The organism is Pantoea sp. SM3640 (assembly GCF_015654165.1).
GTDB lineage: Bacteria > Pseudomonadota > Gammaproteobacteria > Enterobacterales > Enterobacteriaceae > Pantoea > Pantoea vagans.
The window spans coordinates 1,580,646-1,600,237 of the sequence record NZ_CP064872.1; the positions used below are offsets into that span (position 1 = coordinate 1,580,646).

25 protein-coding genes are annotated in these 19,592 nt (G+C 48.6%); 6 read left to right on the forward strand and 19 right to left on the reverse strand.

The features are described from left to right. Nucleotides 1-37: 37 nt before the first annotated feature. From IV493_RS07245 to IV493_RS07290, 10 genes are all read right to left on the reverse strand, one after another. A complete protein-coding gene (locus IV493_RS07245) occupies nucleotides 38-754 on the reverse strand; it encodes a PP2C family serine/threonine-protein phosphatase (protein WP_195857999.1) in 717 nt (238 codons plus the stop codon). Nucleotides 755-756: 2 nt separating this feature from the next. Next, on the reverse strand, nucleotides 757-1,551 hold the full coding sequence (locus tag IV493_RS07250; RefSeq protein ID WP_230299991.1) for a protein kinase: 795 nt from the start codon (nucleotides 1,549-1,551) through the stop codon (nucleotides 757-759). A 325-nt stretch (nucleotides 1,552-1,876) separates the two neighbouring features. Continuing rightward, on the reverse strand, nucleotides 1,877-2,053 hold the full coding sequence (locus IV493_RS07255; RefSeq protein ID WP_195858000.1) for a hypothetical protein: 177 nt from the start codon (nucleotides 2,051-2,053) through the stop codon (nucleotides 1,877-1,879). Nucleotides 2,054-2,162: 109 nt separating this feature from the next. Next, complete coding sequence (locus IV493_RS07260) at nucleotides 2,163-4,391, reverse strand: replication endonuclease (protein ID WP_195858001.1); 2,229 nt, start codon at nucleotides 4,389-4,391, stop codon at nucleotides 2,163-2,165. Next, entirely contained in the window at nucleotides 4,391-4,615 is a 225-nt protein-coding gene (locus tag IV493_RS07265) for a TraR/DksA family transcriptional regulator (RefSeq protein WP_195858002.1), read from the reverse strand. Before IV493_RS07265 ends, IV493_RS07260 begins: the two co-directional genes overlap by 1 nt. After that, nucleotides 4,615-4,845 carry a DUF2732 family protein gene (locus IV493_RS07270; protein WP_195858003.1) on the reverse strand — a complete coding sequence of 77 codons (231 nt, stop codon included), beginning with the start codon at nucleotides 4,843-4,845 and terminating at the stop codon, nucleotides 4,615-4,617. Before IV493_RS07270 ends, IV493_RS07265 begins: the two co-directional genes overlap by 1 nt. A gap of 67 nt (nucleotides 4,846-4,912) precedes the next feature. Then, a complete protein-coding gene (locus tag IV493_RS07275) occupies nucleotides 4,913-5,254 on the reverse strand; it encodes a DUF5347 family protein (RefSeq protein WP_195858004.1) in 342 nt (113 codons plus the stop codon). Continuing rightward, complete coding sequence (locus IV493_RS07280) at nucleotides 5,218-5,406, reverse strand: phage filamentation protein Fil family protein (protein WP_195858005.1); 189 nt, start codon at nucleotides 5,404-5,406, stop codon at nucleotides 5,218-5,220. The genes IV493_RS07275 and IV493_RS07280 overlap by 37 nt, the downstream gene beginning before the upstream one ends. A gap of 9 nt (nucleotides 5,407-5,415) precedes the next feature. Next, nucleotides 5,416-5,925 (reverse strand): phage regulatory CII family protein, encoded by a 510-nt coding sequence (locus IV493_RS07285; protein WP_195858006.1) that lies wholly within the window; start codon nucleotides 5,923-5,925, stop codon nucleotides 5,416-5,418. Between the two features lie 31 nt (nucleotides 5,926-5,956). Further along, nucleotides 5,957-6,346 (reverse strand): hypothetical protein, encoded by a 390-nt coding sequence (locus IV493_RS07290; protein WP_195858007.1) that lies wholly within the window; start codon nucleotides 6,344-6,346, stop codon nucleotides 5,957-5,959. A gap of 108 nt (nucleotides 6,347-6,454) precedes the next feature. Between IV493_RS07290 and IV493_RS07295 the strand changes: the two genes are divergently transcribed. Continuing rightward, complete coding sequence (locus IV493_RS07295) at nucleotides 6,455-7,297, forward strand: helix-turn-helix domain-containing protein (protein WP_195858008.1); 843 nt, start codon at nucleotides 6,455-6,457, stop codon at nucleotides 7,295-7,297. Nucleotides 7,298-7,355: 58 nt separating this feature from the next. Next, complete coding sequence (locus IV493_RS07300) at nucleotides 7,356-8,405, forward strand: hypothetical protein (RefSeq protein WP_195858009.1); 1,050 nt, start codon at nucleotides 7,356-7,358, stop codon at nucleotides 8,403-8,405. Nucleotides 8,406-8,892: 487 nt separating this feature from the next. Here the strand turns inward: IV493_RS07300 and IV493_RS07305 are convergent, their stop codons facing one another. Then, complete coding sequence (locus IV493_RS07305; protein ID WP_230299992.1) at nucleotides 8,893-9,150, reverse strand: hypothetical protein; 258 nt, start codon at nucleotides 9,148-9,150, stop codon at nucleotides 8,893-8,895. A gap of 68 nt (nucleotides 9,151-9,218) precedes the next feature. On the opposite strand from IV493_RS07305, the gene IV493_RS07310 reads away from it, so the two are divergent. From IV493_RS07310 to IV493_RS07325, 4 genes are all read left to right on the forward strand, one after another. Continuing rightward, nucleotides 9,219-9,929 (forward strand): hypothetical protein, encoded by a 711-nt coding sequence (locus IV493_RS07310; RefSeq protein WP_195858010.1) that lies wholly within the window; start codon nucleotides 9,219-9,221, stop codon nucleotides 9,927-9,929. 648 nt (nucleotides 9,930-10,577) lie between these two features. Continuing rightward, nucleotides 10,578-10,793, forward strand: a complete 216-nt coding sequence (locus IV493_RS07315) for a hypothetical protein (protein WP_110330402.1) — start codon at nucleotides 10,578-10,580, stop codon at nucleotides 10,791-10,793. A gap of 289 nt (nucleotides 10,794-11,082) precedes the next feature. After that, on the forward strand, nucleotides 11,083-12,105 hold the full coding sequence (gene adhP / locus IV493_RS07320; protein ID WP_033783306.1) for an alcohol dehydrogenase AdhP: 1,023 nt from the start codon (nucleotides 11,083-11,085) through the stop codon (nucleotides 12,103-12,105). Between the two features lie 215 nt (nucleotides 12,106-12,320). Further along, nucleotides 12,321-12,458, forward strand: a complete 138-nt coding sequence (locus IV493_RS07325) for a hypothetical protein (RefSeq protein ID WP_013358128.1) — start codon at nucleotides 12,321-12,323, stop codon at nucleotides 12,456-12,458. Nucleotides 12,459-12,554: 96 nt separating this feature from the next. Here the strand turns inward: IV493_RS07325 and IV493_RS07330 are convergent, their stop codons facing one another. The 8 genes from IV493_RS07330 to betI all read right to left on the reverse strand — a co-directional run bounded on the left by IV493_RS07330 (nucleotide 12,555) and on the right by betI (nucleotide 19,501). Next, nucleotides 12,555-12,740, reverse strand: coding sequence for a hypothetical protein (locus tag IV493_RS07330; RefSeq protein WP_013358127.1), 186 nt, complete (start codon nucleotides 12,738-12,740; stop codon nucleotides 12,555-12,557). 116 nt (nucleotides 12,741-12,856) lie between these two features. Then, complete coding sequence (locus IV493_RS07335; RefSeq protein ID WP_013358126.1) at nucleotides 12,857-13,117, reverse strand: hypothetical protein; 261 nt, start codon at nucleotides 13,115-13,117, stop codon at nucleotides 12,857-12,859. A gap of 158 nt (nucleotides 13,118-13,275) precedes the next feature. After that, nucleotides 13,276-14,418 carry an acyltransferase gene (locus IV493_RS07340; RefSeq protein ID WP_195858011.1) on the reverse strand — a complete coding sequence of 381 codons (1,143 nt, stop codon included), beginning with the start codon at nucleotides 14,416-14,418 and terminating at the stop codon, nucleotides 13,276-13,278. A gap of 200 nt (nucleotides 14,419-14,618) precedes the next feature. After that, complete coding sequence (gene mdtI / locus IV493_RS07345) at nucleotides 14,619-14,948, reverse strand: multidrug/spermidine efflux SMR transporter subunit MdtI (RefSeq protein WP_095707087.1); 330 nt, start codon at nucleotides 14,946-14,948, stop codon at nucleotides 14,619-14,621. Next, entirely contained in the window at nucleotides 14,935-15,285 is a 351-nt protein-coding gene (mdtJ, locus tag IV493_RS07350) for a multidrug/spermidine efflux SMR transporter subunit MdtJ (RefSeq protein WP_013358123.1), read from the reverse strand. Before mdtJ ends, mdtI begins: the two co-directional genes overlap by 14 nt. Before the next feature lie 429 nt (nucleotides 15,286-15,714). After that, nucleotides 15,715-17,397, reverse strand: coding sequence for a choline dehydrogenase (gene betA / locus IV493_RS07355; protein ID WP_195858012.1), 1,683 nt, complete (start codon nucleotides 17,395-17,397; stop codon nucleotides 15,715-15,717). Between the two features lie 23 nt (nucleotides 17,398-17,420). After that, nucleotides 17,421-18,893, reverse strand: a complete 1,473-nt coding sequence (gene betB, locus IV493_RS07360; RefSeq protein WP_195858013.1) for a betaine-aldehyde dehydrogenase — start codon at nucleotides 18,891-18,893, stop codon at nucleotides 17,421-17,423. 14 nt (nucleotides 18,894-18,907) lie between these two features. After that, nucleotides 18,908-19,501 carry a transcriptional regulator BetI gene (betI, locus tag IV493_RS07365; protein WP_013358120.1) on the reverse strand — a complete coding sequence of 198 codons (594 nt, stop codon included), beginning with the start codon at nucleotides 19,499-19,501 and terminating at the stop codon, nucleotides 18,908-18,910. Between the last annotated feature and the right edge of the window lie 91 nt (nucleotides 19,502-19,592).

Consider the following 19,592-nt stretch of genomic DNA (forward strand, 5'->3'; position numbering starts at 1 on the left):
CGGCGAACTTCGGAATAAAAAGCAGCCGCCCAAGATTTTATGATAAGTTTAATGCTATCAGCGTATAGTCATCTAATATTTTCTTCTCTATCCGTTTCTTTAAGCTAGAGCAAAAAGCAGATGAGGATTTCATGGTTTTTTCAGAAAAAGATGGGCGAGCATGCCAATGTTTATAGGCACCATCTGACATTAAGAATAATGAAATAACTCCATCTTCCTCAACGTCTTTAAAAGGTATGCTCAACTTTTCAAACTTAGGCTCTACCTTTCTTGATAATGCTGAGGTTAAAATAGTTGAAAGTCTTTCTTTGTGATTTCTTAAGTTTTTCATTTTGTGCTCACCGGAATCGAGCAGGTCTTGGTATCTTGTTTGGTCCCTTGTGATTTGCTTCAATTTATTATTCTTTCTGTAGTAAAGTCTGCAATCACCAAGATGGCCTATAAGTATTTCTTCCTGAGTAACATGAACAACCGTTAAGGTTGTAGCTGTGTCGATTTCAAGTTCATCTATCGCCTTTTTTGCTTTTTCAAAAGCACTATCTATATTAAATTCATTTAGATAAAGTGTCTCGCGTACTGCTTCAATTGCAATTTTTGATGCTTGTTTAGCATCATTACTGGCTCCGACGCCATCTGCCACAGCAAAAACGATATTGAATTTTTTATCGTAAGTAGGCGGCAGATAAAGATCTTCATTATGATCTTTATTTAGATCTTTTCCGCTAAAGCAAGCCATGTCTAAGATATTTTTCATTTTCACTCCTCAATGGCTTTTAGAAAGTCTGAAAGTAAATCGTTTGTGTTTTGGTATCTATCTTCTGGCCATTGATTACAGCACTTAGATATAACCTTTTTTAATGAGGAGTTCCTTCCTTTGTTATAAATGTCGCTTATGATTTTTCCTATAGCGAAAATATCTGATTGAGGTGAGAAAAGCCCGCTCTCTTTTATTTCTGGAGCGCGATACCCGTCTGTCCCTAAATAGTTTGGCTGAAATTTTGTTTTCAGCTCTGCTCGGACATCGTTAAAGTCTTTAACTAGTCCAAAATCAGTTATTTTATAGCTAACAGTCTTTTCATCATTGCGGTTTATGTATTTTAGTATATTGGCTGGCTTTAAGTCCCTATGAATATACTCATTATTATGTATAACCCCAACACCGGTAATGATTTGCAATATGGCCTGTTTTCTTTCTGAATCGCTCATACCCGATTCAATCGCCTCGCCTAAATTAGATTCAGCCTTTTCCATGACGAAGTAAGGCTTTTCACCATTAGTGTTAAATAAAACAATCGGAGCTATAGTATCGTAACTAAATTTATTTAATAAGCATTGTGTTTTAATTTCGACCAAAAACCTGTGTCTTATATCCGTTAGCTCTTTTATCTCAGTGTCGTATTCCGGCGAAGGTGAAAAATACTTCCTCGCATATATAGTACTGTATGTTTTAGTAAGATTGTGAACCTTTACTTCAAAAACCTCCCCAAAGGCACCTCGACCGAGCCTATGGAAATCTTCTATCAAATAGTTCCCGCATCTATCCACTTGCATCTCTCCGTTACGCTTGCGTTAAGGTTGGATTTTACAATGAATATCGGACCATTCGTAAATTTCTTTAAAGCTTCAGTGATCTTACTCACCAATGCATACATGTTTAAGTGTTCGCGCGCAATGCTATCCCCGCCACGCCTGCCCGCTTTATGCATCGCTTTTCATGCAGGTGCATGTGTTACCTCTGAACGCGCCAGCACCGGCCTCACACACGCTTAGCGATCCAATTTGGATCATGCGGATTCATGCAAGCATATGCACTTTGATGCAGAAGCAAAAAGCCACCTGAAAGGTGGCTAGTGAACGGTAGGGAAGGGGCAATTAATCATTCAGCCTGGCGGTATATGGCAGCTTCGAAAACAGATGTGTCGATTGTCCCTGCCATGTCGCTGATCATCGACAGTGCCATTTTTAATTCATCTTCTTTGCAGTGTGCGATCAGTGATACGTCAGCAATGAACTGGATGCGTGCAACCGTCTCGCTTAGATTCTCTATTTCCATCAAATGATTAACTCCTTCTAGTCAAAATATACTGTATTTATAAACAGTATCATGACGTTTTGGAATCGTAAAGAATCGTGCGGCTCAGATTAGTCCGACTGCCGTTTTATTAATCAGGCACAGGTATGCCGCTTTTTTTCGCAAGAGCATTAAATCTTTTTAAGGGAGTAGGATTCTTGTTCCGTCTATGGAACAGATAGCCGCTTGTACCGCTCCAGTAAGAAAGCTCCCCAACCTTGATTGTATAGCCTTTAATCATGCGCACAGCTTCGCCGTCGGACAGTGTTAACCTGGAGATCTCGAAGAAACTCTTTTTCAACGCCTCCCGTTCTGTGCAATGACTCACTTCAGGTAAGTATTTGTCCGGCTCAGGTTGCTCCGGCGCTGGCTTTTCTCTTAATCGCTTAATAATCCTTCTTCGCTCGGCGCGAGTAGGGGGTTTTGTGAAATCGATAGTGGTTTCAGAGCCTGTCGGCTCCGTACAGTTATTGACAGAACTCCGAGAGGACGCGGACGCGTCCTTAAATTCAAAACCCAAATCAACGGAACGTTTCGGGACAATCTTCCATTGCATCAGACGGGTTAAAATTGGCGTATCTTCGCCAACTTCTGTTGAGTAAATACCCTTGATACGCAAGGTTTCCTCGCCGTACTCATTCACATCTTCGTTTGCCTGATACCAGGTGCGCACGGCCAGATCGTCACGGCGCACGAACGGCCCGCCCTGCGCGTTAACATATCCGGCCCAGTCTCCTGCGTCAGCGGCGTCATGCGCGGCCGCAAACTCAACGCTCAGGCCGTGCGCGGTTTCGCTGTCTGCCATGCGGCGCAGCTCGCGGTAAACCGTGACCGGCGCACCGCCCACAAACTGAAACTGCCGGATGTGCCAGCGTGCCGCCCAGGCAGAAACGGCCGAGGCTGTTTCTTTCAGATCTTTTCCGCTCTCGTCGTCTGTCTCACCATCCAGCGCATAACCATCAATATTTTTGGAAATGTATTTAGCAACGTAACCCGTTGCGCTGCCTTTATCCGGGTCGATAGCCTCGGCGTGAAAACGTGCCTTACGGGCCTTGTCTGTCGTCAGCTCGCTACCATCTTCCTGCCAGGCGTAATCGCGCATAATTTCGCGCACGCGCTCAGCCTGTTCAGGGCGCATAAACATCAGCATGTGCCAGTGTGGGGTCGCGTCGTGATGAGGCTCAGCAACTCGAATCCCGAAGATGCGGATTTCTTCGCGGTGCAGCTTGGCGCGGATTTTCTGCCAGACGCTGCAGAGATAACGCTGCGTGTCGGCCGGGCTGGCACCGTTCCATTTTCGGTTACGATGCCCGGTTTTGATTGTGGCGTGATAGCGCGCGGGTGCGGTCAGCGTGTAGAACTCGCCAATAAAGCCCATCTCGTTGCAGATGTTTTCGAAGCCGCGAATGCGGGTCATCAGCTCGCAGCGGCGAATCGCCGGATTGGCCACGCTGCTGTCGTATTTCTCGATCAGGCTGATGCGGTTGCCTTCTTCGTCTTCCAGCTCCATTCCCTTCAGAAACTCACGGGTACGGCGCTTCTGCTCGCGCCACTCTGAAACGGTCATGCTGCTGGCATAGGGGGTATGTTTTTTGCTGACGTTTGCCAGTGCGATTTGGAGATGTTCACGCCATGATGCGGCGACGCGACGCAGCCTGCCTTTCCACCATTTTTCCTTCTGCATACGCAGGATTGCCGGCGTAACTTCCTCCGGGTCAAAAAGGCGTGACGTGACCTTTTCCCACAGTGGAGGCGTCTGACTCAGCTCTTGGGTGATGGTGGCGGCAGTCATGTAAACACGATGCGTGTATTTGTAATCTGACTCGTTGCTGGCCTGCGCGTGTACCTGTACCAGCTCGGCGAGGATGAAATTAGCGACATCCCCGGCCAGTAGATCGATGTCGGCGCGCGCCATGTCAGGCAGTCGGTTGAAGCGGCGCATCAGCTCCCACAGCTGACCACCTGCACTGGCCGCGCCAGCTCCTTTTGCGGAATGCCCGGCCAGCAGGTTAAACGTGCCGCTGGTCATCTCTCCAAGACGATATTGAGCGTTAACGGTTTCAACGCGTGGCAATGTGCGCTCAACAAATGTCTTTGTTAAGTACGCATTGGCGCGGGCTGTTCCGTGCGTCTTTTCCAGATCACTGACGCGGCGTTTAACGTCGAGCTGTATCAGGGTCGGCTGCTTTTCAAGTAGCTCCTGCGCACGCACTAAAGCCGCAATCATCTGACTGCGGCTGCGCATTTCCTCATAGTTGTGATAGGGGCTGGCGATGGCTTCCCGTGGAGCATTCCACGGGTAAGCAAATTCCTCATGCATCAGGAATTATCCTGCCGGTGTTTATTGCGCTGTTCCTCAATTTCCTGGCAGAAAACACAGCGAGTTGCACCCAAATACGCGCGGCGGCGCTTTTCAGGAATTGGGGCATCACAGTCTTCACAAAATGAGGCGCTTATAGCAGGCGCGCGATTGACGATATTGGCGATGTTGCGAGCTAGCATTTCATCGGTGCGCTGTTGCACGATGTCCATTGAGTCAGCCATTAATGCGACTCCTCAACCTGTGCCTGGATTTTTTCTGCTTCCTGATTAAGTAGCTCGGCTGCTTCAATGTGTGTCATTCCATCACTACGGATTTTCCATGCCAATACATTGAGGCGTGAGGCCATAAGTTCTGCACGAGCAAGACGCTCTTCCTTACGTGCATCATTCAGCATCATATCGAGTTCGATATATGAAGCAGGTTTACTGGTACCAGATGATTTATTCAGCATGTGATTTTCCTTAATTCAGACAAAGCGAATCCCGGCGGGTTTACGCCATTTAAATGCTTTGTATTATTTAGTTCGAAAGAGTCATTCGTTTGGGGAACAAACTCACAACGGCTTTCAGGTGGTTCATTGCGCGAATCAACGCGTTTCTTTCATCAGTAGTGAGATCAGTAAAATCGGCTGAGTGCCGGTCTTTACCAATGTTTGCCAGGAAGAAAATGGCACTTAGAGCACGTTTGTTATCCTGATAATTGTTGTCAGTCACATCGCGCATTTCAGCAATAAAACGGGCTACATCTTTTTCGCAATTACCGCCCATCAGTTGCGCGCGAAGCAGTGCAACATGATTCAGCGCTGCAACGCGTTGACCGGCTGTCAGCTCGACCAACATGGAATCGCCTTCGATAGCCATGATCCGCCCCTCTTAGGTAATGCTTGTGCTTTTACTTCTGGAGATGATGGCGTTACTGGATTCCAGCGCTGACCGTTTTCTCCCATGATCCAGCCGTGTCCGTATGACATGGATGGGCTTTGACGTGTGAGCCTTGCAGCCAGTGAGATCATGATTCCCCCTCAACTCATGCCAAATGATGCACCGATGCCGCTGATAGCATCGACAGTTGAGGACAGTGCCGGGTTAGCCTGAATACGTGCTTGTACTGCCATTGCGGCCAGGGTTAAGCAGCGAATACCACTATTAACATTTTGCAGCAGGCCGCGTTTACAATTGGCAGTCATAGGTTCTGTAGAGGTTGCCCCAGCTGCTAACTGGCCCACTTCTGCGGTAGCTTTCATGACATACAGGGGGAATTTTTCATCTGCAACTTCGTTTACCGGGACACAAGGGAGGCACTGGATTTGCGCCAGCAGGCCATCAACTAACGTTGCATCCTCAGTGACATCAGTGAGAGCTAAAACTTCTAAGACGGTAAGCTGATGTGGCTGATCTGGATTCAGTTTGTTACGCAGAGTTTGCGCACGCATCCCGGACTTCTTAGCGACGTCTTCCATGTTGTGAGCTAACGCGAATTTGCGACAGGCATCGTCGTAATGGGTATGGGTAGAAACCTTGAAATCAAACATGCTCAGCTCCTTCTTAACTTGCAAAATCAAGTTATGGTTTGATGTAGCGGCATTTGATTGCCTGCTGGCGGTTCTTCTCACGCCATGCAGCAACATTGATAAGCGGATTGCCATGTTTCGTCATGGTAGTTTCTACCACTTCGCCGGTCTTACGATTAGTGCGGTTCTGCGTGTAGGTGAAAGATGGAGTAGGGGCAAGCAAGACAACGCCATTAGCAATCCATTTCTCCAGCACAGACAGGCTGATGCGGTTGGCTGCAGCAAAGTCCTGCTTAGACATGGTTGGGGATGTGGCGAGCGTGACGGCGTCGTTTACCGCGTCACTGATGGCTGGCATCAAAATCGCTGCGACATTGGCAATAAAATCTTGAGATTGCACTAAGTCAAATGCGTTCTGTCTGTTTGCATTTTCAGTATGCATAACGCAATATCTCCTGTTAAATAGCGTGTTCTACGGTGTTACATGTGGTGTGTACATACGTTAGATCACAATTGTGCTCATGTAAACTACTTTTGTGGTTGGTTATGTATGCCTAACTTAGAGTCAAATGCCCAAGAAGTGATTGAGAGGTTGCTTGCGGCTTATGGTGTAACGACACAGCGTGCATTGGCTAAAGCCCTTAATGTTCCCTCAAATAACGTAAGTGCATGGTCACAACGTAATAGCGTGCCGGGGAGCGCGATTATAAAGTGCGTACTTGATACCGACGTAGATCTGCAATGGCTTTTAAATGGAAAGCTTGCAAATGCAAATTTAGAGCGAGATATAGAGCTGCCTTCTGGCGAAGCTCTTTTGAAAGAAATCACGTCCAATGGCGGCAAAGCAGTGCTGCGCAGAATCATGGATGCATATGGTTTCACCCTTCAAAAGCAACTTTGCGAACTTCTTGGCATATCTTCCGCAACTGTCAGTACATGGGTGAGAAGAAATTATTTTCCCGGTGATGTTGTCGTGACATGTGCAATTGATACTGGCTGTTCTCTAGAGTGGCTCGCAACAGGGAAAGGAAAACAGACACGTAAACATGTAGAAGAAATTTTTGGTCAAAGAATTCCTCATAAAATTCTTGACAGAGGCGTGCTGAATAATACTGGAGAATGGTTCGCTGATTTAAGCTTTTTATCAAAATCAATTAGTGAGCCAGTTTTTATTTCAAGCAGCGTGGGGGCATGGATGGTTGACTTAGGTTTTAAAGATATAAGTAATGGACGCTGGTTAATTAGTGTTAATGGAAAATTCGATATTTATGACGTAACTTTATTGCCAAGAAATAAAATAAATGTAACAGGGAAAGGTAGTGATTTCATTTGTGGTTTGGATGAAATTTCAGTTTCAGGGAAAGTGATAATAACAATGGCTTTTAATGATTAGAAATGGATGTTGTCGTTATCATCTTACGTTAACTTAAGAAATTTCTCTTGGAGATGGTATGAAGTATTTATCTGAACATGATGAACTTTATGCGAAGCTTGAGGTTTATCTGGAAAATATCGTATTCAAACACAATTCAAACCAATTTATGAAAGAAGATGCAATTCTTAAAGGATTTAATGAAGATGTAGGTACAAATGAAGCTTTAAGTAAGCTAGAAATTACTGATCTTATACGAAGTAAATTGAATGATAGAATCTCAGATGTTGTTGAACTGCCTACAAAATTTGACGATAGGTTGAGTTTTGGTATCGCTTCGGAATTAATGTCTAAAGTTGGGGTGGTCAGCAAGTTATTTCCTTTCAATCATGAAAACTATGCCGGGTTTTGCTGTGTTCCTACGGGTAAAGTTAGTGCTTTAGCAGTGCCAGTTAAGAATGAAAATGAATCAAAAGTATTTGTTGTTTTTGAATCAGGCCTTTTTCAATTTATTAGTGGGGTCTTTTCTATTTTTGTTAACTCAATGCCTAAAGATTTGTTGAAAGGTGGTGATAAGAAAGAATGGCATAAAGTGTGGCATGATTTCTTAGTCGATGCCGAAAATAAAGATACATTACTAGAATTTAGTGATGATTTGAAAAACTGGAGACATTTTTTTGATCATTATAATGTTGATGGAAGTTTAGCATACTCATCCGCACATTCATTTGGCGAAAATGGATATAAAATTTACTCTGACATGTTAAGAGGTTGTGAGTTATTCATAGCTGCTCATGAATACTCACATGCTATGCTAAAACACCAGAATGGAGATTTAGATCCAGTAGAAGTAGAAAAAGAAGCTGATACATGGGGGATTAGGCTTGCAAGTTTGATATTCGATATTGAAGATATTAATATCAATCTTGCCATTTGCGGTATTGCACTTTTCTTCTCAGCTATCGATAGCAATTCCCCGTCTCATTATTTACCAAGTAGTGAAAGAATAAATTATGTTATCGAGGCTTTAAACTTTGAAGATAGCAATATATCGAATTTAATGCACGACTTGGCAGAATTGATACAAAAGATGTATGAAGATGTAATAAATTATAGAGTTTTAATTTGAGTTAAAATTTATGTCCTGTAGCCCTACAAACGCATTCTTTTAAGAAAATTTACGGCAAGCTGGTTTTGTAGCCAACTTGTCGCCAAATATCATTATAAGTAATTGATATTGTAAGGATAGAAAGGTATTCGGTCTTTTTTTGGTTGGCTGAAGCTGAAGCCAGGATTTGAATCAACTCATCAGAATTATTATTTACCAAAGATAGCGGGATTTACCGAAACCTCAGTACACTCATCCATGTATGAAAATACATTAACCCTTTCAAAGACTTTCTGTGTCTCAGCCTATGACATGCTCACGTTGTTTTTCATCGAAAATCAGTATCGACTTGGTGACGTTGTCCGGGAAACAACGATTTTAGGTGCTTGTTCCGCCTGCCTCGCTCCGAAAAAAGGGAGCAATAATTACAGAACGCTAAAATCAATATTAGTCATGTGCTTAATTGGCAGTCATTGTAAGTGAAGCCAATTACAGCTAATACCAGACTTCATTTGTTCTTTGAGTTTGCTCTTGTCTGATAGATTTTTTTGGAAACGGATACGGTGATAACAGCCAGAAAGATCGAAAAAAATCCTAAAAAAATCATTAATGAAAGCAATGGGTTCAGCATTCCTCCTAAGCTTGTAAAATCACTCAGACTTGCCAGCTGTTCAGGTGTCGTTAGTCGAAGGGTAATCTCCGGTATAATTAGAAAAAAAATAATAACAACAGGGACATAAATCAACATTTTTTTTGCTTTACTCATCTTCTTTCTTGCCCTTAAAGGTGAACATGATCAAAAATTGGTTAAATGATACAACATGGACCTAAATAATGTCACAAACCTATTTGCAATTGAAGATGCAGGCTAATAAGCAGCTAGCGGTAGTTCTTACAAATTCTCTTAATGACATCCATGCAGACCATATATCTACAATTGAAAAATTCAGATTAGGTAGTCAAAGGCTTATGAATTATGGTTCATGTTTCGTTGCCGATGAATATTATCGCAGTTCATGCCGTGATACGTGGAGAGAGGACAAAAGGTTAGTTCTCGCTTTGGGTGAAATATATGCAAGGGGTGACGTTAGTCTTGATATGGTTGAAATTTATTTTCGTAAAACCTTAACAAAACTCGGGCCTCAAAAAAGTAGTGATCTTGTGTCTCGGATCCAGCAATTGATCGGCAAAGCAGCAGAACATGCTTCAACCAAAGCTAACAAGCTTTCCCTGTCACTGACTCTCGCTAATTTAATTCTTGAAAGTGGCGATTTCAAAAAAAAACATATCCAAATCGTTAACTCCTTCTCTACATGGTTTGTGAATGGGGCTACGCTGTATGCTAATGCACAAATTGCCGCAGCTGCAGCTAACAGGCTGAAGTTTCAGGATCCTTCTTACTATCATTCCTTGTGTCAGGAAAATATCGAAATGCTTTACTTTCTGATTGAGCCTCAAATGAGCCAGATAATTTATCAGATAAATTCAGGGGATAATAATGAAGAAAAAATCGCAGATGCTTTATATGAGATATTGAATAAATGAAGCGTGTACTTTTATGGCTAGTACAGTCTTTTTTCTATTTAATACCTTTTGCTGTCATTATGGCAGGTTTGTACATTTTTATCCGGTTTATTCCAGAGCATGCAGGGCTTCTTAGCATATCATGGGTAGCTATCGTTTCTTATGTGTATATTAAATACAATAGATGGTATTAGCTCGATCCGGAAATATTTAAATGTTCTATTCAAATCATTAGCGATTAAAGTGAGAGAAGAGTAACACCCTTAAAAGGAGACCTGGTTTATATGTAGTGATTATATCAACTTGTCGTCACTGATTGAGGCTAAGAAAGCGTATCCGTTTATCTGACTAACGATCAGTGGCGTGCTCAAAAATCAATCACTGCTCCACTATTTTTGTCATTATCTTAGGTCCAGTTAATGCTCATTGACGCTTTCACCTTACTGACAGCATAATCGATCCTTTCCCGATAGCAGGTCATCCCCAAAATTGACCTCAATCAACCTCCCCCAACATCCTCCCCAAACCCCTTCTAACATTTACCCACCGTATAAAAACCGGGACGTAACCTGCCCCAGTGATATTTAACCAGGGTCAGTTATGTTCATAAAAAAAGTTATTCCTTGTGTGATTCTAGCGCTGGCAAGTGCCGCAATGTCAGGTTGTGTGATGGCTGATGGTGGTCATCACCGTGGTCCATCTTCTGACTGGCATCGTCATCATGAAAGCCAGCATAACAACACCAGCTGGAGCCATCACGCCGGGCCGGCTGCGCCCGCAAACAACGCTTCTCAGCATATGGGACCACCGCCAGCGCCGGATAGTGCCGCTCAGCATATGGGGCCGCCACCCGCTGACAGTGGCATCCACCGCTGGCACTCTTAAGAGACGTTTGAGCAATCAGTACGAAATCTTCTGAAGCGACTGGGGCTTAATCGCCCCTTTTAACGGGCAATGTTCACCTGACCAAATTGTTCAGTAAGCGCGCTTCATCTCTACCCGACAGAGAACGTAAGCCTGACGAAGCGTTGCCGCTAAACACAATCCCTAAAAAACCGACCCCACTCGCAAAAGTCACAACAACTCTCGCAGCAAGCACCCAAAGCTTACCTGTCATCTTGTCATCATCTCCGTTTGGCTTATTCTTAATCTCCAGTCAAAAGGAGGAATGTTTATGAAAGCGGCAATTGCTAATAGTGAACACCAGGTTGAAGTGGTTGAGAAGACGCTGCGTCCTCTCAAAACCGGCGAAGCGCGGCTCAGGATGGAATGCTGTGGTGTATGCCATACCGATTTGCATGTGAAGAACGGTGATTTTGGTGACAAGACCGGCGTCACGCTGGGTCATGAAGGGATCGGCATCGTTGAGGAGGTCGCGCCGGATGTCACCTCGCTCAAGCCGGGCGATCGCGCCAGCGTCGCCTGGTTCTTCAAGGGCTGCGGGCACTGTGAATATTGTAATTCCGGTAACGAAACGCTCTGCAGAGACGTCATCAATGCCGGTTATACCGCCGATGGCGGTATGGCTGAAGAGTGTATTGTTGTTGCTGACTACTCGGTTAAAGTTCCCGATGGGCTCGATCCTTTCGCCGCCAGTAGCGTCACCTGCGCCGGTGTCACTACGTACAAAGCGGTAAAAGTATCCGAGGTTAAACCGGGGCAGTGGCTGGCAATTTATGGCCTTGGCGGGCTGGGTAATCTCGCTCTGCAATATGCGAAAAACGTCTTCAATGCCAAAGTGATTGCGATTGATGTCAGTGACGGACAGCTGGCACTGGCGAAAGAGATGGGTGCCGATCTGGTCGTCAACTCTGCCAGCGAAGATGCGGCACGCTTTATTCAGGAGAAAACCGGTGGGGCACATGCGGCTGTGGTTACAGCCGTCGCCAAAGCGGCCTTTAACTCGGCGGTGGATGCGGTCAGAGCCGGAGGTCGGGTCGTAGCAGTCGGACTGCCGCCGGAAGCGATGAGCCTGAATATCCCGCGACTGGTGCTTGATGGCATCCAGGTGGTGGGATCGCTGGTCGGAACGCGCAACGATCTGGCGGAAGCGTTCCAGTTTGCGGCAGAAGGCAAGGTGGTGCCTAAGGTAACTAAAAGGAAGATTGGTGAGGTCAATGCCATCTTCGATGAGATGATTCACGGCAAAATCCGCGGCAGGATGGTGATCGACTTTACCGGTCAGTCTGCCAGTTAAGATCCAACTGATTGTCATTAAGGCCCGCGCATTGCGGGCTTTTTTATGCCTGAAATGCCTGGTCCTGCCACGTGAAACCCTTAACGCGTATTCTCTACAAACATTAATAAGCACGGCTTTATGTTTCATTATGTGATTTTCACTTGCACTTTACCGGTAACATTATAGTTTATGAGGTGAGGTCTTGATTACACACAACTGAAGGAGGGTTATTTATGGCGAAGCATCACTTACTTAAATCCATTGAAATTGCTGCAATTGTACTGTTTGTCCTGATACTGGCGTATCTGGCTGTGACCGGCCTGATGTCATCCATGGGCATGGATCACGCCTGGCCTTATCCCACTAAGTAACTGAGTGCCGCACCAGGGAAACTATAAATAATATAAATAGAAAATGACCCTCACATAGGGCAGAAAAAACCCCGCGAACGCGAGGTTAATCAGAGGTTACACCAGACTTACCGACAGCAGCGTTAGCTCTTCAGTTTCCAGCGACAGGCTTTTTTTGGTTTCAAACATAAAGGCTTCGAGCGCCTCCTCAACATTGTCACCTTCAATAAAGGCGTGCGTCGTAACATGATTTTCACCTTTTGGCTTAATCACGTAGGAAACAAACCACTTCTTCTTTTCCATAATGCTCTTCCTCTTCTGAAAATGGTGATGCCGCGTGGCAGTAATGCATTAACAGGCCGTTTTCCCGCCGTGGCCTCAGCGGAACATGCCGTTAAAGGCAGCGTGGCCGACAAAGGCTAATCCAGCGGGGCAGGATGCAGCAGGTCAATCACGTCATCGATTTCATTACTGGCCGCATGGCGATCCAGGGCAACCGCATAGTAGCGTCCCTTACAGTAATGCTTTGTGACCGCCACCCGATGGCCGGTATCACTGTCAGCTTCACCGCCGCTCAGGGTCTGCAGATGGGGCGGGATAACCAGCTCGCTTTCGAGTTGTTCTGCTTCAATAATCACCGCGCCACCGTCACTGGATAGCAGCAGATGCTGAATGCTCATGTTCTCTCCTTTGCGTCAGATTGCTAACCGGGAAAGTGTAGTTCACCTCAGCAGGCATGCTGGCGACGGCGCGTCATCAATGCCTGTGAAGGGCTGATAACGAGCGCCAGAGGCAAAAAAAGCCCCAGTCAGGGGCTTAATCATGATTATTAGCGAACTTAGCTGGTCTGATCGGCCAGCTTCGGCTTCAGCACGCGCTTACCCATCTGAATGCCGGGCTTCTCAACATACTTATAGAGTAAAGAAGCCAGCGCATAGGTTACCGGGATAGCGGAAACGCAGACAATCAGGAAGCGTGTCATATCGCTCTTATACTCAATGTCGGTGTGAGTGAGCAGCAGGGCGATCAGCGGGATCACAATCAGCAGGTGCAGCAGATAGACTGAGAACGAGACGTCACCCAGCCAGGTGCTGAGGCGGTTGTTCAGCAGCTTACGCGGCAGGGCAATCAGCTGAGCCATCATGCTGCCCTGCGGGTATTGCCACAGAATTGCCGCCATACCGACGATCATCAGCGCCTCCATAATCACCTGCAGCTTAATCGCGTCCATGCCAATCGCTACGGTGACGACCGGGCCAAGCAGCGCAAAGGCAACATAGAGCAGGGATTTACGGCGAATCGCTTCGGCCAGCAGCATTCCAGCCAGGAACATGTTCAGCTTAATCAGGATCATCGAAGGCATCTCAAACGCTTCATAATAATCGGCCAGCACATAGCGACCGGCGCAGCAGAGCGCCATGATGCCAATCAGCGAGGCGGCATAACCAAAGCGCAGCGTGACCAGCATGATGAACGGGAACAGCAGATAGAACTGCATCTCCAGCCCAATGCTCCAGTCTGGCAGCACGGTGTTAAACCCATACTCGGGCAGCAGGCCGAACAGGAAGCTGAAGTGAGTCAGGATGTTTGCCAGTGACTGGTCGTTGTAACGCGACGACTCCGTGGCGGTGCCGGAATAGAAATGCGCAATGGTGTCACGCATCTCACCAAACCACGGGCCATAAAGCAGGGCGATGATTAACAGCAGATAGTAGAGCGGGGCGATACGGAAGAAGCGGCGGATCCAGAACTTCTTAATCGTCTCCGCGCTCTGCCATGGCTCCTTCTGCTGGCGCTCGACGTAGTTTTTTGCCATCAGATAACCCGATAACAGAATAAACAGGTCGACCCCGATGCCCGGTGATGAAATCAGCGTGATGTGGCAATGAACCAGTAAGCTGATATGGCCAACCAGAACCCAGAGAGAGGCAATGCCGCGTAATCCTTCCAGCTCCGTTGACCAACCTCGTGTTGCAGACATAACTTTTCCTCGTTTTTATCCGGCTTTTGGCGCTCACTAAGCCTTAAGGCAAAAGATATGTAAACGGCCCTTTACAAAAGTAAGAGGATTCCGAGCACAGGAAAGAGAGAAAAATCAATCGGGAAAGGGAGGTAAAGCACAGTAAGTTAAGGGCGTGCGGTGACACACCCTTAACCTGGATTACTGATTACGGGGATCCGTCAGGCCAGCTTTAACAGGATCATACCGGCCAGCAGCAGGGTCAGACCCGCCCAGCCTTTGCGGTTCAGTCGCTGACCAAACAGCACCCATCCGGCCGCAACCGTGGCGATGATGCCAAAACCGCCCCAGACGGCATAGGCAATCGACAGATCGATACCTTTGACCGCCTGAGCCAGTGCGCTGAACGCGAGCAGGACACAGCAGAGTGACAGCACGCCGTGCAGCGGTTTCTTAAACCCGTCAGAATATTTAAGGAATATGTTGGCGGCAATCTCCAGCATGATCGCCAGCGCCAGCCAGGCGGCATGCACAAAATCAGCCATGACCATGATTAACCTCCGCTGATGATTGGGTGCCGGTTTTGATCAACACAATCCCGACGATCAGCGTCACCAGCCCGCAGATTTTCAGCGCGGACAGCGCTTCCCCAAACAGCTGCACGCTGAATAAGGTAATCAGCATGATGCCGATACCTTCCCACAGGGCATAAGCCACGCCCAGCGCGATACGTTTGATGGCGAAACTCAGCAGAATATAGGAACAGGCAATCATGCCCAGCATCATCAGGTAGCCTGAATGGCTGCCATTAACGCTGGACCACTTCATGAAAAGGGTACCAATAATTTCAGTAACAATAGCGAGTGATAATAAAATCCAGGCGAACATGGATGCTCTCCAGCAACGATAAATGACGACCTGCCACAGTACACAGGGCAGACTCAGAACAGTGTCGAAGTGGTGAGGGGACTACAGGGCGTTACGCCAGTGCTGATCGGCGGCGTTCCAGCCAGAAAGGAAGGTGGGGGTAAGATGTGACATGAACATTCTGCTCATAAAATTTACAACGCATCCACATTGTTGCTTCTCATCAGTGGACGGATAGTGCCTCCGGTTAAATACACGCCGGATTTATAGCATTCTGGACATCATGAAATCAACAGCAGATGCTGCTTTATTTGATGCAGGTTAAGGTTTGATGGTTTGAAAAAAGAAGGCTATGTAAAAGGATGTATGGAAAAGGGGATCCATTAAACTCTGCATAAAAAAAGCCGGGCAACAGCGTGCCCGGCCATTATTACGTGACGCTGTCACCAATTACTCTGCGCGCTGCGGCACGGTGCGAACCGGCGCGTCACCCGCGACATAGTAAGAGGCGGTGCTGCGTGGCAGCGGATCGCGGCCTCGGATCTTATCGGCAATCTTCTCACCAATCATGATGGTGGTGGCATTCAGGTTACCGGTAATGATCAGCGGCATAATCGACGCATCCACAACGCGTAATCCCTGCAATCCATGCACACGTCCTTCGCCATCCACGACGGCCATCGGGTCGTTACCCATCTTACAGGTGCCGCACGGATGATAGGCGGTTTCACCGTGGTTGCGCACGAACTCATCCAACTGCTCATCCGTCTGGCAATCCAGGCCCGGACTGATTTCACGGCCACGATACTTATCCAGCGCTGGCTGGTTGATGATCTGGCGCGTAATGCGGATTGCATCGCGGAACTCGTGCCAGTCCTGCTCATGTGACATGTAGTTAAACAGAATGGCCGGATGACGACGCGGATCGCGTGACTTCAGGCGCACATGACCGCGGCTTGGCGAACGCATTGAGCCGACGTGACACTGGAAACCGTGAGCATCAACGGCGTTAGACCCGTTGTAGTTAATCGCCACCGGCAGGAAGTGATACTGAATGTTCGGCCAGGTGAACTCTTCGCGGCTGCGGATAAAGCCGCCTGCTTCAAACTGGTTGCTGGCGCCGATACCGGTGCCGTTAAACATCCACTCTGCACCGATCTTCGGCTGGTTCCACCACTTCAGGGCCGGATAGATAGAAACCGGCTCTTTACATTCATACTGCAGATACATCTCCAGGTGGTCCTGCAGGTTTTCACCCACGCCCGGCAGGTCATGCACCAGCGGGATGTCGAACTGCTTCAGCAGCTCAGGCGAACCCACGCCAGAACGCTGCAGGATCTGCGGCGAGGCGATAGCACCCGCGCACAGCAGCACTTCACGGCGAGCGGTGACTTTGTTAATGGTGTTGCTGTCGCCCTGCAGATACTCCACGCCGACCGCGCGCTTACCGTCAAAGATGATGCGATCGGTGGTAGCATGCGTAACGATCTTCAGGTTAGTGCGGCCTTTGGCCATATCGAGATAGCCACGCGCGGTGCTGGAACGACGACCCTTTGGCGTCACGGTACGATCCATCGGACCGAAACCTTCCTGCTGGTAACCATTCAGGTCGTCGGTGCGCGGATAGCCCGCCTGCACGCCCGCCTCAATCATCGCTTCAAACAGCACGTTGTTGCCCGCTTTCGGGGTTGCAACGCACACCGGGCCATCGCCGCCGTGGAAATCGTTCGGGCCGATATCACGGGTCTCCGCTTTACGGTAGTAGGGCAGGCAGTCCAGATAGCTCCAGTTCTCCAGCCCCGGCTCGCTGGCCCAGTTGTCCAGATCCATCGCGTTGCCGCGGATGTAACACATGCCATTAATCAGTGATGAACCGCCCAGACCTTTGCCGCGACCACACTCCATGCGCCGGTTGTTCATGTAAGGCTCTGGCTCGGTTTCATACGCCCAGTTATAGCGTTTTCCCTGCAGCGGGAAGGCAAGGGCCGCAGGCATCTGGGTGCGAAAATCAAAACGGTAATCCGGGCCGCCCGCTTCCAGCAACAGAACGCTCACATTGCTTTCTTCGGTCAGGCGGGTCGCCAGAACGTTTCCTGCGGATCCGGCTCCAATAATAATGTAATCAAATTCCATTCGTCGTTCCTCAGGTTAAGTGATTAAAAGACTGACTGAAAACGCGTCAGCTCAACCTGCACTGACTTCACCTGGGTGTAGCTCTGCAGCGTCATCAGGCCATTCTCGCGGCCAATGCCGGAGTGCTTGTAGCCGCCCACCGGCATCTCTGCCGCGGACTCGCCCCAGGTATTGATCCAGCAGATACCGGCTTCGATCTGATGAATCACACGGTGTGCTTTATTCAGATCCTGCGTCACCAGTCCGGCGGCCAGACCAAATTCGGTGTCGTTGGCGCGGCGGACCACTTCTTCTTCGGTTTCGTAGCTCAGAATCGACATCACCGGCCCGAAGATCTCTTCACGGACAATCTTCATCTCATCCCGGCAGTCGGTGAACACGGTCGGTGCCACCCAGGCACCCTGGTCGAAATCGCCACCGGTCAGACGTTTGCCGCCGCACAGCACGCGTGCGCCTTCAGCAATGCCGGACTCGATGTAGCGCATCACGTTGTCGCGATGGCTGAAGCTGACCAGCGGACCAAAGTTGGTGGCCGGGTCACGCAGGTTGCCTGCTTTGATACGGGCAACGCGTTCGCTGATTTTGGCCTCGAACGCCGCCTGCAGTTTTGCAGGAATAAAGACGCGGGTGCCGTTGGTGCAGACCTGACCGGAGCTGTAGAAGTTCGCCATCATGGCGATGTCAGCGGCCAGATCGAGATCGGCATCATCGAAGATGATCAGCGGGGATTTACCGCCCAGCTCCATGGTGACCTCTTTCAGCGTTGAACCCGCTGCATTGGCCATCACTTTTTTGCCGCTGACAACGCCGCCGGTGAAGGAGACTTTGTCGATACCTGGATGCTCAGTCAGTAACTGACCGGTAACCGAACCGATGCCCGGCAGCACGTTAAACACGCCATCCGGCAGGCCCGCTTCGGTGTAGATTTCTGCCAGCTTCAGGGCGGTAAGCGGGGTCATTTCGCTGGGTTTGAAAATCATCGCGTTACCCGCAGCCAGTGCAGGTGCGGATTTCCACAGGGCGATCTGAATCGGGTAGTTCCAGGCACCGATACCGGCGACCACGCCCAGCGGTTCGCGGCGGGTATAAACAAAGGAGGTTTCACGCAGGGGAATCTGCTGACCTTCCAGCGCCGGAACCAGACCCGCGTAGTACTCCAGCACGTCTGCACCGGTGACGATATCGACCGCGGAGGTTTCGCTGTAAGGTTTACCGGTGTCGAGCATTTCCAGCTCTGCCAGCTCATCATTACGCTCACGCAGAATATCGACGGCGCGACGCAGGATGCGTGAACGCTCCATGGCGGTCATCGCGGCCCAGACCTTCTGGCCCTTTCTGGCGGCAGCAACGGCGCGATTGACATCGTCCTGGCCGGCGGCATGAACCTCTGCCAGCACTTCGCCGTTGACCGGATTGATCGTCTGGAACGTTTCGCCAGACGCTGCGGCAACATAAGCGCCATCGATGTAGAGTTTCTGCTCGGTGAATCGGGACATGTTTTCTCCTTCCGTTATTCGTGCTCGCCAGCCAGTTGCTGACGGATGAATTGGGTGGTCAGTGTGAGGGCGATAGCGGGATCGAATGGCTTACCGCTCAGCGCGGCGCGCAGCCACAGACCGTCGATCAGGGCCGCCAGGCCGTGTGCGGCCAGGCGTGCTTTATCCAGTGGCAGTTCACGACGGAATTCGACCACCAGCGTTGAGAAGAGCCGACGGCTGCTGACCCGCTCAAGTCTGTTGAGCTGGGGCTGATGCATGCTGCTCGACCAGAAGTCGAGCCAGGCTTTCATTACTGCGGTGTGCACCTGGGTTTCATCAAAATTCCCGTCGACAATGGCGCACAGCCGCTGTTCTGCGGAGGCATCGGCCAGCGGTTTCAGCCGCGTCAGCACCGCCTCGCGCAGCTGACGCGTCACGTCACGCATCGTGGCTTCCAGCAGACCGTTCTTGTCTTTGAAGTAGTGACTGATGATGCCGGTAGAGACCCCCGCCCGACGGGCGATCTGGGCAATCGTGGCATCATTAATCCCCATCTCATTAATCGTGCTCAGGGTCGCATCAATCAGTTGCCGACGACGTATCGGCTGCATCCCTACCTTTGGCATAGCTCCAGCTCCACCCTCAAATCGAGCCCCTATTAAATCTTTTTTTGATTGCACGTTCAATATAAAAAGAAAATTTGTTAGGGTAGTGTTC

What these genes read in the sequence shown, in the direction of transcription:
- IV493_RS07335 (WP_013358126.1), bottom strand. Translation starts at nt 13,117, where the DNA reads ATGAGCATTCAGCATCTGCTGCTATCCAGTGACGGTGGCGCGGTGATT.
- IV493_RS07270 (WP_195858003.1), bottom strand. Translation starts at nt 4,845, where the DNA reads ATGCTGAATAAATCATCTGGTACCAGTAAACCTGCTTCATATATCGAA.
- betI (WP_013358120.1), bottom strand. Translation starts at nt 19,501, where the DNA reads ATGCCAAAGGTAGGGATGCAGCCGATACGTCGTCGGCAACTGATTGAT.
- IV493_RS07310 (WP_195858010.1), top strand. Translation starts at nt 9,219, where the DNA reads ATGTCACAAACCTATTTGCAATTGAAGATGCAGGCTAATAAGCAGCTA.
- betB (WP_195858013.1), bottom strand. Translation starts at nt 18,893, where the DNA reads ATGTCCCGATTCACCGAGCAGAAACTCTACATCGATGGCGCTTATGTT.
- IV493_RS07265 (WP_195858002.1), bottom strand. Translation starts at nt 4,615, where the DNA reads ATGGCTGACTCAATGGACATCGTGCAACAGCGCACCGATGAAATGCTA.
- mdtI (WP_095707087.1), bottom strand. Translation starts at nt 14,948, where the DNA reads ATGGTCATGGCTGATTTTGTGCATGCCGCCTGGCTGGCGCTGGCGATC.
- betA (WP_195858012.1), bottom strand. Translation starts at nt 17,397, where the DNA reads ATGGAATTTGATTACATTATTATTGGAGCCGGATCCGCAGGAAACGTT.
- IV493_RS07305 (WP_230299992.1), bottom strand. Translation starts at nt 9,150, where the DNA reads ATGAGTAAAGCAAAAAAAATGTTGATTTATGTCCCTGTTGTTATTATT.
- IV493_RS07295 (WP_195858008.1), top strand. Translation starts at nt 6,455, where the DNA reads ATGCCTAACTTAGAGTCAAATGCCCAAGAAGTGATTGAGAGGTTGCTT.
- IV493_RS07245 (WP_195857999.1), bottom strand. Translation starts at nt 754, where the DNA reads ATGAAAAATATCTTAGACATGGCTTGCTTTAGCGGAAAAGATCTAAAT.
- IV493_RS07275 (WP_195858004.1), bottom strand. Translation starts at nt 5,254, where the DNA reads ATGGCTATCGAAGGCGATTCCATGTTGGTCGAGCTGACAGCCGGTCAA.
- IV493_RS07260 (WP_195858001.1), bottom strand. Translation starts at nt 4,391, where the DNA reads ATGCATGAGGAATTTGCTTACCCGTGGAATGCTCCACGGGAAGCCATC.
- IV493_RS07250 (WP_230299991.1), bottom strand. Translation starts at nt 1,551, where the DNA reads ATGCAAGTGGATAGATGCGGGAACTATTTGATAGAAGATTTCCATAGG.
- adhP (WP_033783306.1), top strand. Translation starts at nt 11,083, where the DNA reads ATGAAAGCGGCAATTGCTAATAGTGAACACCAGGTTGAAGTGGTTGAG.
- IV493_RS07285 (WP_195858006.1), bottom strand. Translation starts at nt 5,925, where the DNA reads ATGTTTGATTTCAAGGTTTCTACCCATACCCATTACGACGATGCCTGT.
- IV493_RS07340 (WP_195858011.1), bottom strand. Translation starts at nt 14,418, where the DNA reads ATGTCTGCAACACGAGGTTGGTCAACGGAGCTGGAAGGATTACGCGGC.
- IV493_RS07300 (WP_195858009.1), top strand. Translation starts at nt 7,356, where the DNA reads ATGAAGTATTTATCTGAACATGATGAACTTTATGCGAAGCTTGAGGTT.
- IV493_RS07255 (WP_195858000.1), bottom strand. Translation starts at nt 2,053, where the DNA reads ATGGAAATAGAGAATCTAAGCGAGACGGTTGCACGCATCCAGTTCATT.
- IV493_RS07330 (WP_013358127.1), bottom strand. Translation starts at nt 12,740, where the DNA reads ATGGAAAAGAAGAAGTGGTTTGTTTCCTACGTGATTAAGCCAAAAGGT.
- IV493_RS07280 (WP_195858005.1), bottom strand. Translation starts at nt 5,406, where the DNA reads ATGATCTCACTGGCTGCAAGGCTCACACGTCAAAGCCCATCCATGTCA.
- IV493_RS07325 (WP_013358128.1), top strand. Translation starts at nt 12,321, where the DNA reads ATGGCGAAGCATCACTTACTTAAATCCATTGAAATTGCTGCAATTGTA.
- IV493_RS07290 (WP_195858007.1), bottom strand. Translation starts at nt 6,346, where the DNA reads ATGCATACTGAAAATGCAAACAGACAGAACGCATTTGACTTAGTGCAA.
- IV493_RS07315 (WP_110330402.1), top strand. Translation starts at nt 10,578, where the DNA reads ATGGCTGATGGTGGTCATCACCGTGGTCCATCTTCTGACTGGCATCGT.
- mdtJ (WP_013358123.1), bottom strand. Translation starts at nt 15,285, where the DNA reads ATGTTCGCCTGGATTTTATTATCACTCGCTATTGTTACTGAAATTATT.